Origin of the sequence: Pseudomonas sp. GM60 (assembly GCF_000282415.1) — a bacterium.
GTDB classification, from domain to species: Bacteria; Pseudomonadota; Gammaproteobacteria; order Pseudomonadales; family Pseudomonadaceae; genus Aquipseudomonas; species Aquipseudomonas migulae.
Window position 1 is genome coordinate 18,654 of sequence record NZ_AKJI01000091.1, and the last position, 12,808, is coordinate 31,461.

A 12,808-nucleotide genomic window follows, 5' to 3' on the forward strand; every position below is an offset into this window, starting at 1 on the left:
TCACCCATGCGTATTCTGATAGTAGGAGCCGGATCGACCGGTGGATTTTTCGGTGCCAAGCTCGCCAGCGCCGGTCGGGATGTCACGTTCCTTGTGCGACCGCAGCGACTGAGCCAGCTGGAGCAACTTGGCCTCTGCGTAAAAAGCCCGGCCGGCGACATCGAATACAACCGCAGCTCATCACATCAGCGCAAATCCAGGGCCCTTTCGACATCGTTCTGCTGGCGGTTAAAGCCTATGCCCTCGACTCGGCCTTACGCGACATGGAGGCTGCCGTTGGTCCTGACACCGTTATCCTGCCGTTGCTGAACGGAATGCGGCATATGGACGTGATCGCAAAACAATTCGGTGCAGACCGCCTGCTGGGCTGCGTCTGCAAAGTCGCGACGAGTCTTGACGAGCATGGCCACATCGTCCAACAGGGCACGTTTAACGATATCGCCTATGGCGAGTTGGACGGCAGCGACTCAGAGCGAATCGCTCTTGTGCACACGTTCATGCGCGAGGCCGGATTTGACGCGACAACGTCGAAGACGATCTTGAGAGACATGTGGGAAAAATGGACGCTGCTCGCCGCCATGGGAACGATAAATTGCCTGATGAGAGGCAGCATTGGCGATGTTGCATCCGTCAAAGGAGGTCACGCATTCGCGATGCGTGCGATCGATGAGGTGGTGTCAATTGTCCGCGCCGTGGGGCAGGAACCGAGCGAACCGTTCCTGGCGCAAGCTAATCGTCTTCTCACACTGGAAGGCTCTCCACAGACATCGTCGATGTACCGGGATCTGATGGCGGGTCGAGGTATCGAGGCCGATCAGATCATTGGAGACCTTCTGGAAAGGGCCAATGCGAAAGGCCTGTAAGCGCCGATATTGGCCTTGGTCTATACGAACCTGCTGGTTTACCAGGCTCAGTCAGGCAAGTGATATCGAGTGGATCTGCAAGTCGCAGCTTCAGCGTCTAGGTATTTGCTTCAGCTGCTCACTGTTTGGGGCGCTCAAGGATCAACCTGAGCCATGAGTTCGGGGATGGTTTCCTTGCGATTGGCATAGCGCTGCGCCAACACGGCGCAGACCATCAGTTGAATCTGGTGGAACAGCATCAACGGCAGGATCAACACCCCCATGGTGCTGCCGGCGAACAGGACCTGGGCCATTGGCACGCCGGTGGCCAGGCTCTTCTTCGAACCACAGAACAGGATGGTGATGCGGTCTTCCTGATTGAAGCCGAACGCCTTGCCCAGCACGGTGGACGCCAGCAAGACCAACGCCAGCAAAATGCAGCAAGCAACCACCAGTCCGGCCAGTTCCCAAAGCGGAATCTGATGCCAGATCCCTTCGATCACCGCCTCGCTGAACGCGCCGTAAACCACCAACAGGATCGAGCCCTGGTCGACGAATTTCAGCCAGCTCTTGTTGCGCGCAACCCAGGCGCCGATCCAGCGTCGAGCGATCTGCCCGGCAATGAACGGCAGCAGCAGTTGCACGCTGATCTTCAGGATTGCATCGAGCGTCGAGCCGCCTTCGCCGTGCACATTCAGCAGTAAGGTCACCAGCAACGGCGTGAGGAAAATCCCGAACAGGCTGGAGGCTGCCGCACTGCAAATCGCCGCCGGAATATTTCCACGCGCCAGGGACGTGAACGCAATCGCTGACTGCACCGTTGCGGGCAGCGCGCAGAGGTAGAGCATGCCCATGTACAGGTCGGCGCCGATCATCGGCGACAGCAAGGGTTTTAGTGCCAGCCCAAGCAAGGGGAACAGGACAAACGTCAGGCTGAACACCAGCAAATGCAGGCGCCAGTGGCCAGCCCCGGCGATGATCGATTCACGCGACAGTTTGGCGCCATGCAGGAAAAACAGCAGGGCAATGGCGATGTTGGTCAGCCAGCCAAAACCGACCGCGACCTGACCGCTGGCGGGCAGCAGGCTGGCGAGAATCACCACGCCGATCAGGGTCAGGGTGAAGTTGTCGGGTAAAAAACGGGGGCGGGTCATCGGTATTATCCGGTGGTGGCGAGGGGCGTGGGTCGACTCTAACGCGCCTGCCGATTACCGACTAACGCTAACAAGCCAGTAGATATCGCCTAACGGACATAACGTTGATGCGAATGTATTCATCAACAAAAACAACTGGGTGTCGGCAACTTCATGAGGACGCGGTACTCAGCCATTACACAAATCAACTGTAGGAGCCGGCTTGCTGGCGATGGCGTCCGTCCAGTCAATAAATAGTTTGACTGACCCACCGCTATCGCCAGCAAGCCGGCTCCTACAGGGGAACGAGTACATCCACAGAATCAGGTCGGCTGTCAGGTCGCCACCGCACAGGCTCAATCATCCTCATGCAACTTGATGCCTCTGGCATGCAGCAAATGCGGCACCACCAGCACCAGCAACGTCAACGCCAGAAACGCGGCGGAAATCGGCTGTGTCAGAAACACCGTCCAGTCGCCCTCGCTGATCGACAACGCGTTACGCAGCTGTTTCTCCGCCATCGGCCCCAGCAGCATGCCCACGATCACCGGCGCGACGGGGAAGTCGAACCGCCGCATCAACACCCCGCCCCACCCGATCGCCAGCATCAGCAACAGGTCGAAAGATGAGTGACGCATGCCATACACACCGATGGTGGCGAACACCAGGATCCCGGCATTCAGATAAGGCCGAGGGATTTGCAGCAGTTTGACCCAGAGCCCCACCAACGGCAGGTTCAGCACCAGCAGGATGACGTTGCCGATGTACAGCGAGGCCACCAGGGTCCAGACCAGTGCACCCGAGGTTTCAAACAGCAGCGGCCCCGGTTGCAGGTTGTAGTTCTGGAACGCCGCCAACAGGATGGCTGCCGTGGCGGAAGTCGGGATACCAAGCGTCAGCAACGGCACCAACGAACCGGTGGCGCTTGCGTTGTTCGCCGCTTCAGGGCCGGCGACGCCCTCGATGGCCCCCTCGCCTTTGTTGGCGGCAAATTCTTTCGGATACTTGCTGAGTTTGCGCTCGGTCGAATAGGACAGGAACGTCGGGATCTCCGCACCACCGGCCGGAATCGAACCAAAGGGAAAACCGATCAGCGTCCCTCGCAGCCAGGCCGGAACCGAGCGTTTCCAGTCGGCGCGCGTCATCCACAACGAGGACATGCGGTGTCGACCGGAGGCCTCTTCTTTCTGATACAGCAGGCTGTACAGCGCCTCGCCCACCGCAAACAACCCGACCGCGACCAGCACGACTTCGATGCCATCGACCAGCTCCGGGACGCCCAAGGTGTAACGAGCGATACCCGAAGTTGAGTCCAGCCCGATCAAACCGATGGTCAAGCCAATCCCCAGGGATGCAAAGCCGCGCAACATCGACGCCCCGAGCACCGCAGACACCGTCGTGAACGACAGCACCAGAATCGCGAAATACTCCGCAGGCCCGAACTTCAGTGCCAGTTTCGCCACAATGGGCGCAAACAAGGTCAGCAGAACCGTCGCGACAGTGCCTGCCACAAAGGACCCGATGGCCGCCGTGGCCAAGGCCGGTCCCGCTCGGCCATTGCGGGCCATGAGGTTGCCTTCCAGGGCCGTGACCATGGAAGACGATTCCCCTGGGGTATTGAGCAAAATGGAGGTCGTGGAACCGCCGAACTGCGCGCCGTAGTAGATACCGGCGAACATGATCAGCGCGCCGGTAGGATCGACCTTCGCGGTAATGGGCAGCAACAGCGCCACGGTCAGCGCCGGCCCGATGCCCGGCAAGACGCCGATGGCGGTGCCGAGCAGACAACCAATGAACCCCCACATCAGATTGATCGGCGTCAGAGCCGAGGAAAACCCCATTGCCAGGCTTGCGAGAATATCCACCCTGTTGATCTCCTGCGGCCTGAATCAGATCCAGGCGTTGACAAGCGGCGGAAGGGAAACCCCCAGCCCGGCATTGAACAGCCAATAAATCGGGAGCGTCAGGGCAATGCCGATGGCGAGATCGCGCAGCGGATGACGACTGCCGAAACCCCGCGCCGAACAGGCAAACAACAACGCGGCCGACAGGACAAAGCCAATGAGATTGATAAGCACGGCAACGCCTAGCAGCCCCCCCGTCACCCAGGCCACCCCCGCTTTGCCGCCAGGCACCACTTTGGCGGATTCGTCATCGTGATCGGCCAGTTCGCGAAAACCGCCGGTGACGGCTTGAAAGCACAGAACCACCCCCACGCCCGCGAGGAATACCGCCACGGCGTAGGGATAGACGTACGCCCCCAGGATGACGAACCCCATCTCCTCGGGAAACAGAAAGGCGCCGTAGCCCAGCATGGCGCTAATGGCGAGCACACCGACGCCAATCGCCAGTTGCACCGGCACGATTGCACGCGATTGACTCATGGCTTGACCAGCCCCACTTCCACCAGCATTGCCCGCAGCCGCACGTGCTCCGCATCGACGAATTTGCCGAACTCGTCACCGGTGAGGATGTTGGGTGACCATTTGTTGGTTTCGATGTTGTCTTTCCAGACTTTGCTGTTGGCGGCTGCCACCACGGCGTCGGTGACTTCCTTGCGCTGCTCGGGCGTGAGGCCCGCGGCACCGTAAACACCACGCCAGTTGCCGATGATCACGTCATACCCGCTTTCTTTAAGCGTCGGGGCGTCGATGCCTGCAACGCGCTCCGGTGCGCCGATGGCGAGTACACGGAACTGATCGCTCCTGATGTATTGGCCAAGTTCGGCATAACCGCCAGTGATGACTTTGATCTGCCCGCCCAACGCCTGGGCAACCACTTCACCTCCGCCGGCGAAGGCGACGTAATTGACCTTGTTGACCGGGACGCCCATTTTCGCGGCCAGTTCAGCAATACCGATGTGATCGATCGAGCCCTTGGAGCCCCCGCCCCAGGCAATGCTGGTCGGTTTTTCCTTGAAGGCTTTCAGCAAGTCGTCCAGGGTTTTGAATTCGGATTCCTTGCGCACCGCAATTACGTTGTACTCAGTGAACAACCGGGCAATCGGCGTCACATCCTTCAAGGTAATCTGCGGGTTGTTCTGCTCAATGCCAGCAACCATGATCGCGCCCATCACAAGCAGCGCATCCGGATCGCCCTTGGTGCTGTTGGCAAACTGCGCCAGCCCCAGCGTGCCACCTGCGCCGCCCTTGTTTTCGAAGGTGACGGATTTGGCCACGTTGGCTTCAATCAAGGCTTTGCCCAGCACGCGAGCGGTCTGGTCATAACCGCCACCCACGGAACCTGGGGCCATGAACTTGACGGTTTCCAGCGCAAAGGCAGGCGTTGTGAGCACAGCGGCAGTGACGACAACCGCGAGGCAAAGGGTGGATCGACGTAACGATGCGAACATGCGTTTTCTCCCGGGACTTTTGTTTTTATGGGGCGCCGGCTGAACGTCGGTCCGGGTATAAATCCGGATCGTTGAACAGCCATCTCGGGATAAGCGTAGGCCATGGTTGGAATGGCGGCATACAACAGTGAATCAGTTCATTTCAGGAAGACGCCTGCATGGACGCGCGGGGCGTTGCACGGACTCAAAATGGTGGCCGTCGCGGTGGGAGCAGTTGCAGGATTGCGGGATGGCTTTTGAGCGCCATTGACCGGAATTGACCCGCTGACACTGCCCCTTCCCTGACTCGCACAGTCAAGGAAAGGGCAATCACCCTCAGGTATTGGTTTTCAACTTGGTCCACAGACGCGTGCTCAACCGCGCAATCGCCGCCGGCAGTTCCTCGACAGTGAACAGCTTGTCCAGCACGCTCTTCGGCGGGTAGATCGCCAGGTCCTGCTTCACGGCCGGGGTCACATATTGATCCGCGGCGAGGTTGGGGTTGGCGTAGTGGATGCTGTTGCTGATGTTGGCAATGACTTGCGGCGTCAGCAGGTAGTTCATGTAGGCGTAGCCGTTTTTCTCGTGCGGCGCGCTTTTGGGCATGACCACCATGTCGAACCACAGGGTCGAGCCTTCGTCAGGAATCGAGTAAGCGATGTCGATGCCGTTGTTCGCTTCCTTGGCGCTGGCGGCAGCTTGAACGATGTCGCCGTTGAAGCCGATCACCGCGCAGACATTGCCGTTCGCCAGGTCACTGATGTACTTGGACGCATGGAAGTACTGCACGTACGGCCTGATTTTCAGCAGCGCCTGCTCGGCTTTCTTGTAGTCCGCCGGCTCGTGGCTATGGGGCGGCAGGCCCAGGTAATTGAGGGTGATTGGCAGGATTTGCGTCGGGTTATCGATGATCGCCACGCCGCACTGGCTGAGTTTCTTGATGTTTTCTTCTTCAAAAAACAGCTTCCAGGAATGGGTGACATCGGTGTTGCCGAAGATCGCCTTGATCTTCTCGACGTTGTAACCGATCCCCGCCGTGCCCCACATGTACGGATAGCCGTACTGGTTGCCCGGGTCATTGACCTCGAGCTTTTTCATCAACGCCGGGTCCAGGTTTTTCCAGTTCGGCAGCTGGCTCCGGTCGAGTTTCTGAATGGCCCCGGCCTTGATCAGGCGCGACAGGAAATGGTTCGAAGGGCTGACCACGTCGTAGCCGGTGTTGCCGGTCATCAGCTTGGATTCCAGCACTTCGTTGCTGTCGTGGATGTCGTAAGTCGCCTTGATCCCGGTTGCCTGGGTGAAGCTGGTCAGGGTGTCTTCGGCGATGTAGCCGTTCCAGTTGGAAATATTGACGACTTCGTCGGCGTATGTGGCGGCCGACAACGTGGTCAGTACAACCATCAGGGGAATTGTGTTCGCGCGCATGTTCAATCACCTTATTGATGAGCTTTTGTTGTTTTTTGATCGCCGGGGTTTCTAGATTTCTGTTCTGGCCCTGACCGCCTCCACGCGCATGCGAAGCATGGCACCGATATCGAGCAAGGGCTTTGGCGGCAGCCAGCCCGGTTGCGCCCTGCGCATGACCGATTCGAGGATCGGCGAGCAGGTGCCCGAGGCCATTTCGGCGAGCAATCGCCCCCACAGCGTGCCGCGCGCAACGCCCGAACCATTGCAGCCGGCCACCGCAAACACGCCCTCTTCGACCTTGCCGAAATAGGGTTGCCCGGTGCGCGAGGCGCTCAAATGTCCGGTCCAGGTGTACTGGATGTCCTGCTCGCCCAAAAACGGAAAGCGCCGTTGCAAGCCGAGCACATGGTGTTTGCGCCGATGCAGCAGTTCACTGTCGGTCAGGTCACGGGAGCGGTACTCCGCAGTGTTGCGGATCATCACGCGACGGTCCGGGGTCAGGCGCACTGTGGCGCCGAGCGGCCGGGTGGAGAGCACGCCCCACGGCTCGACGGCGCCGATGGACTGGAACTCTTCATCGCTGAGCGGACGGGTAAGACTGGCGCTGAGTTCCATCGGGAAGGTTCCGCTGTCCTCTATGCCCGACCGGGGAATGAACGCGTTCAGGCACACCATGACTTGCGTCGCCTCGATGCTGCCAGCGATGCCATTGGCGCGAATTCGCCCTTTGCCCAGACGCTCCAGGCCAGTGATGTCGGTGTTCTCGAACACGGTTACGTTGTCCGGCAGTGCATCCAGCAAGCCCTTCACGTATTTCGCCGGTTGCAGCAGCGCGTTGCCCTGACCGCACCAGATCGCGGCCTGGTAGTGCCGGGTGCCGAGTTTTTCGCTCAGTTGCTCACCTTGCAGAAACTCAGCAGAGGCACCGACGGCGCGTAGCGTGGCCAGTTTTCCCTCGACATCGGTCAACTTGCCTGGGTCGCTGACCGCGAAGAAGTAACCGCAATCCCTGAAGTCGCATTCGATACCGTGACGGGCGATGCGTTGGCGCACTTCGTCGCTGGCAGCCCGTGAAATCGCGGTGTCCACTTCATAACCGGCAAACCCGTGGTTGCCGATCAACTCGTCCCTGGTCGGATGTTCGTGGCCTACGACGAAGCCTGAGTTGCGCGCCGAAGCGCCCTGCGCCGCGCGTTGCCGGTCGACGATCACGATCCGCGCCTGAGGGTGCAATTGCGCGAGTGAGTGCGCGGCACTCAGCCCGGTGATACCGGCACCGATAATCAGCCAGTCGGCTTTTACCGTGCCTTTGAGAGGACCGCGAGCGGCTGAACTTCCCGCCTGCGCAATCCAGCCACATTCATTGGTCATGCCTCACCTCATTGACTGTCATTCTGCGAGCACATGCTGTAATCGCATGGACGTTTCCGGAAAACGCTCGCCAGAGCTAGAATCTATAAGGCCTGTAGTGATACAACCAACGTTATAAAATCATCGAGCCATTCAGAAAACGCATGGATAAAATTCGCCACGTTCCTTCGCTCCAGGCCTTGCAGGCGCTGGTGGAAGTCTCCGACTCGGGCAGCTTCACCCAAGCGGCCGCCAGGCTGTGCCTGACCCAAAGTGCGGTGAGCCGAAAGATTCAGCTGCTGGAAAGCCACTTTGGCGTGCCGATGTTTGCGCGGAACAGCCGCCATGTGCGACTGACGCCGGAAGGCGAACAGGTGTTGGCAACCGCACGAAATATCCTGGCGCAACTGAAAACCCTGGAGGACCGCCTCTCGCCACAGGAACGCCCCTTCCGCATCCGCATGCATGTGTCGCTGGCGGTTCGCTGGCTGCTGCCGAAGTTGAGCGAGTTTTATCGAAGTCATCCGCAGGTTTCGCTGTCGATCGAGACCGTGGCGACAGAAGTGGTGGAGCCGGCCATCGACAGTGATGCGTACATTCTCTATCTACCCGAGCCGTCCGCTGATCCCGGTAGCCTGACCCTGTTCAAGGAAGCGTTGGTGCCGGTGTGCGCGCCCGGGCTGGGCACCTCGACGCGGCCATTGGCAGCGGTGGAAGACCTGGTGAGTTTCCCGCTGTTGCATCGCTCGGCGGACCGCAATGATTGGGCTCAATGGTTGTCGGCCAATGGCGGTAAATCGCTGGATGATTACCGGCACATCCCCTTCAACCTCGATGAACTGGCGCTGGACGCGGCGGCGCGAGGATTGGGTGTGGCGATGACGGATATGACACTGGCAGGAGAGTCGATAGAGCGAGGGGTGCTGGTTATCCCGTTTGGCCGGCCGTTGGCAACACGCGGTATTTACGCGTTGAATCTGCAGCCTTCAGCCGTTGCTCATCCGGCTTGCGCGATGGTCCTGCAATGGTTTGCGCAGCAGGCTGAAAAGGAAGCGCTTGAGCGTTAGGTGCCCTCACCGGCCCCATCGCCGGCAAGCCGGCTCCTACAAGGATTCGGTACAAACACCACGTACTTGTAGGAGCCGGCTTGCCGGCGATGACGGTCGCAAGATCACCGCAAAACCCAATGGCCGTGCATTACAAACTTGTCATCGACTTGTCAGCGTAGCCAGCACCCTCGCTTCCTAAAGTGGCGTCGTCAGTCACCCACACCGGGTGACGCCTCCCACTGATGATGACAAGGGTCGATACCATGAAACCATTGAGCAAACTCTGCCTGATCGCCGCCAGCCTGCTGATGCTCGGCACCGGCTCCGCCATGGCCGGCGACATCGCGCCGGTCAAGGCCGACAACGTCGTGCTGGTACACGGCTCCTGGGCCGATGGCTCGAGCTGGGCGGACGTGATTTCGCGGTTGCAGGCCGCCGGATTGCACGTCACCGCCGTTCAAAACCCGTTGACCTCGGTCGCCGATGACGTCGCCGCCACCCAGCGTGTACTCAACCAACAGGACGGCCCGACGGTGTTGGTCGGCCACTCCTACGCCGGCACCGTGGTCAGTGAAGCGGGGGTCAATCCAAAGGTCAGCTCGCTGGTATACGTTGCGGCCCGCGCCCCGGACGCCGGGGAAGATTTCGTCGCCCTGTCAGCCAAATACCCGACCATGCCCGTGCGAGCCGGCACCGAAGAACACGACGGTTTCGTCAGCCTGAAACAGGATGCCTTCCTCAAATATTTCGCCAGCGACGTGCCCCACGACAAGGCGATGCAACTGTTCGCCGTGCAGCAACCGATTGCCAAAACCCTGTTCACTGATCGCACCACCGCAGCCGCCTGGCACAGCAAACCGTCGTGGTACGCGGTCTCCAGCCTCGACCAGACCATCAACCCGGACCTCGAACGCTTCCTCGCCAAACGCATGGGCGCGACCACCATCGAGCTGCCGTCGAGCCATTTGTCGCTGGTTTCCCACTCCAAAGAAATCGCCGACCTGATCCTCGAAGCCTCCGGCCGCCAGCCATAACGCCAGGCCCGGTTTCATTACAACTTTGTCATTGAACTGTTGGTCGGCTGTCCGGATCGCCTGTTTAACCTGAACTCACTGTCAGGCCATTCCCGGCAGCCAACCTGAATAGAGAGACACCTCATGAAAATGTTAATCCTCGGTTTCGCCGCCCTCCTCGCCACCGGCTCGGCGTTTGCCGATACGCAGACCACTGCGCCGGTAATCCACGACAAGACCGGTTTCTTCGTGCACATGGACGTCGCCAAAGTCCTCGCCAGTACCGACATCTCGCAGCAATGCGGCGTGATCCCGGCGCGACTCGACTACCTCGACCACCAGGGTCGCGAGCACGTCCTCGATTACCAGGTCAACGGCACGGGCTGCACCAACGATCATTGATCCGGCTACACTGGCGCCAATTGGCTGAGGCACAAACCCCATGAATATCCTGGTAGTCGAAGACGAACCCAAGGCAGGCAATTACCTGCTCAACGGCCTGCAGGAGCTCGGTTACTCCGTCAGCCTGGCGCGGGACGGCATCGATGGCCTGCACCTGGCTCTGGAGCACGATTTCGATGTCATCGTGCTGGACGTGATGATGCCGAAAATGGATGGCTGGGAGGTTCTGCGCCGCTTGCGCAAGGAAGCCGACACACCGGTGTTGTTTCTCACCGCGCGGGATGACATCGCCGACCGCATCAAGGGCCTGGAACTGGGCGCCGACGATTACCTGATCAAGCCTTTTTCCTTCGCCGAACTGGTGGCGCGCCTGCGCACCCTGACCCGCCGTGGTCCCACCCGCGAAGAAGAACAGCTGCAGGTGGACGACCTGCAGATCGACGTGCTCAAGCGCCGCATCACCCGCGCAGGCGTGAAGATCACCCTGACCAACAAGGAATTCGCCCTGCTGCATTTGTTTGCCACGCATCAAGGCCAGGTCTTGTCGCGCTCGATGATCGCGTCACGGGTCTGGGACATGAATTTCGACAGTGACACCAACGTCGTCGACGTCGCCGTGCGTCGCTTGCGCCTGAAAATCGATGACCCGTTCCAGCTCAAGCTGATCCACAGCGTGCGCGGTATCGGCTACCGCTTCGACACCCAGGTATGAGTCGCCTTCGCCATTCCCTGACACTGCGCCTGGCGCTGGTGTTTGCCCTGCTCGCGTTTGTCTCGCTGACCCTGTTGGGCGTGGCGCTGTACCGCGACCTGGAGCGCGAGCTGATCCGCCGCGACGACGCGGCCCTGGTGAACCGCATCGATCAACTGCGCACCTTCCTCAACGACAGCAATACGCTGGAGCTGATCAGGACCAAACCGGCGCTGTTCCAGAACATGCTGGGCAATCGCGAAGCCCTGCTGACCATTGGCGCCGCCGGACAAAAACCGCTGCTGGTGGTCAATCCCGGCAACCTCGCCTTGCCATCGCTGGCACCGGTGTCGATGGACCATCCGTTGAGTCTGGCCGATGTGCAGCACTATCCCGGCGTGGACGGCGTCCCTTTCGCGGCCGTCGCGGCGACCATCGAATCCGACGATATGGGCAGCTTGCAGGTGGTCACCGGACGCCTGATGACCGAGCGCACCGCCGTGCTCGCCCGCTACCGCCTCAACGTGTACCTGTTCGCCAGCGTGGCGGCGATTCTGCTGGCGCTGTCCGGCTATCTGCTGGTGCATCGCGGCCTGCTGCCCGTGCGACGCCTGGCCCGGCATGCCCACGGCATCGGCGTCGGCAACCTCACCGAGCGCCTCGATGGCCAGGGCGCGCCACGGGAGCTGCTGCCGATGATCGACGCGCTCAATGCAATGCTCGACCGTTTGGGCAAGGGTTTCGTGCAACTGGGTCAGGTCTCGACCGACATGGCCCATGAATTGCGCACGCCGATCAACAACCTGCTCGGCGAAACCCAGGTTGCGTTGCAGCAGAACCGCAGCGTCGAGGCCTATCAGCAACTGCTCGCCTCCAACGTCGAAGAGCTTGAGCGTCTGGCGCGGATGCTCGACAACATGCTGTTTCTGGCGCGTACCGACCCGGCCAGTGCCCTGAGCCAACGCCAGGAGCTGGATGCCGCTGACGAAATGGAACGTATGGCCGACTATTTTGAAGGGCTGGCGGCGGATGTCGGGATCAGCATCGATGCCCAGGGCAGCGGCGTGATTTGGGCTGAGCCGATGCTGCTGCGCCGTGCGTTGGCCAACCTGTGCGCCAATGCCATCAAATATGGCGCGGCGCATTCTGAGCTGGTCATTCGCGCCATACCTTCGGCTGAGGGTATCCGGGTGATCGTGCGTAACTTTGGCCAGACCATCCCTGCCGAGCACCTGCCCCGGCTGTTCGAGCGCTTTTACCGGGTTGACGAATCCCGCGAGCGTTCGGCTCATTCCAATGGCTTGGGGCTGTCGATCGTGGCGACGATCATGCAGTTGCATAACGGGGCTTACAGTGTCAGCAGCAGTGATGGGGTGACGTGTTTTGAGTTGTTTTTTCCGGGGCGGCGGGTGGGTGAGTGAGGTTTGGTGTTTTTGCGGTTGGTGTGAATATCCGTTTTCTGCGGTAACGCCGGCTATTGGTTTCGCCCTTACGGCGAGTCACTTTGGAAAAGCCCCAAAGTAACCAAAGGGCTCTTGCCCCTTTCGTTCGGTGCCTCGCCTAGGCTCGGCATGCCCTCGCTCCGGTCCT

Annotated in this window: 12 protein-coding genes and 1 pseudogene; 7 read left to right on the forward strand and 6 right to left on the reverse strand. The window is 60.2% G+C overall.

The features are described 5' to 3' along the window. Positions 1 to 6 precede the first annotated feature (6 nt). Together PMI32_RS30740 and PMI32_RS30745 are read left to right on the forward strand one after the other, a co-directional pair. Positions 7 to 398, forward strand: a pseudogene (locus PMI32_RS30740) (ketopantoate reductase family protein); the annotation flags it as partial. A 180-nt stretch (positions 399 to 578) separates the two neighbouring features. Further along, entirely contained in the window at positions 579 to 863 is a 285-nt protein-coding gene (locus tag PMI32_RS30745) for a ketopantoate reductase family protein (protein WP_238541035.1), read from the forward strand. 134 nt (positions 864 to 997) lie between these two features. Here PMI32_RS30745 and PMI32_RS07590 read toward each other — a convergent pair whose 3' ends face one another. The 6 genes from PMI32_RS07590 to PMI32_RS07565 all read right to left on the reverse strand — a co-directional run bounded on the left by PMI32_RS07590 (position 998) and on the right by PMI32_RS07565 (position 8,084). After that, a complete protein-coding gene (locus PMI32_RS07590; RefSeq protein ID WP_008032437.1) occupies positions 998 to 1,996 on the reverse strand; it encodes a bile acid:sodium symporter family protein in 999 nt (332 codons plus the stop codon). Between the two features lie 335 nt (positions 1,997 to 2,331). Further along, positions 2,332 to 3,840 (reverse strand): tripartite tricarboxylate transporter permease, encoded by a 1,509-nt coding sequence (locus PMI32_RS07585; protein ID WP_008032438.1) that lies wholly within the window; start codon positions 3,838 to 3,840, stop codon positions 2,332 to 2,334. 24 nt (positions 3,841 to 3,864) lie between these two features. Next, entirely contained in the window at positions 3,865 to 4,359 is a 495-nt protein-coding gene (locus PMI32_RS07580; RefSeq protein WP_008032439.1) for a tripartite tricarboxylate transporter TctB family protein, read from the reverse strand. After that, complete coding sequence (locus tag PMI32_RS07575) at positions 4,356 to 5,327, reverse strand: Bug family tripartite tricarboxylate transporter substrate binding protein (RefSeq protein ID WP_008032440.1); 972 nt, start codon at positions 5,325 to 5,327, stop codon at positions 4,356 to 4,358. Before PMI32_RS07575 ends, PMI32_RS07580 begins: the two co-directional genes overlap by 4 nt. Before the next feature lie 315 nt (positions 5,328 to 5,642). After that, entirely contained in the window at positions 5,643 to 6,731 is a 1,089-nt protein-coding gene (locus PMI32_RS07570; protein ID WP_008032442.1) for a polyamine ABC transporter substrate-binding protein, read from the reverse strand. Positions 6,732 to 6,782: 51 nt separating this feature from the next. Next, positions 6,783 to 8,084 (reverse strand): NAD(P)/FAD-dependent oxidoreductase, encoded by a 1,302-nt coding sequence (locus tag PMI32_RS07565; protein WP_008032444.1) that lies wholly within the window; start codon positions 8,082 to 8,084, stop codon positions 6,783 to 6,785. Positions 8,085 to 8,227: 143 nt separating this feature from the next. On the opposite strand from PMI32_RS07565, the gene PMI32_RS07560 reads away from it, so the two are divergent. From PMI32_RS07560 to PMI32_RS07540, 5 genes are all read left to right on the forward strand, one after another. Continuing rightward, positions 8,228 to 9,130 (forward strand): LysR family transcriptional regulator, encoded by a 903-nt coding sequence (locus PMI32_RS07560; RefSeq protein WP_008032447.1) that lies wholly within the window; start codon positions 8,228 to 8,230, stop codon positions 9,128 to 9,130. A gap of 245 nt (positions 9,131 to 9,375) precedes the next feature. Next, positions 9,376 to 10,146 carry an alpha/beta hydrolase gene (locus PMI32_RS07555; protein ID WP_008032449.1) on the forward strand — a complete coding sequence of 257 codons (771 nt, stop codon included), beginning with the start codon at positions 9,376 to 9,378 and terminating at the stop codon, positions 10,144 to 10,146. A 123-nt stretch (positions 10,147 to 10,269) separates the two neighbouring features. Continuing rightward, positions 10,270 to 10,527 (forward strand): DUF2790 domain-containing protein, encoded by a 258-nt coding sequence (locus PMI32_RS07550; RefSeq protein ID WP_008032450.1) that lies wholly within the window; start codon positions 10,270 to 10,272, stop codon positions 10,525 to 10,527. Positions 10,528 to 10,567: 40 nt separating this feature from the next. Then, the gene (locus PMI32_RS07545; protein ID WP_008032453.1) at positions 10,568 to 11,239 is read left to right on the forward strand and encodes a heavy metal response regulator transcription factor; all 672 of its coding nucleotides are present in this window, start codon (positions 10,568 to 10,570) and stop codon (positions 11,237 to 11,239) included. Then, positions 11,236 to 12,639 carry a heavy metal sensor histidine kinase gene (locus PMI32_RS07540; RefSeq protein WP_008032456.1) on the forward strand — a complete coding sequence of 468 codons (1,404 nt, stop codon included), beginning with the start codon at positions 11,236 to 11,238 and terminating at the stop codon, positions 12,637 to 12,639. The genes PMI32_RS07545 and PMI32_RS07540 overlap by 4 nt, the downstream gene beginning before the upstream one ends. Positions 12,640 to 12,808: the final 169 nt, after the last annotated feature.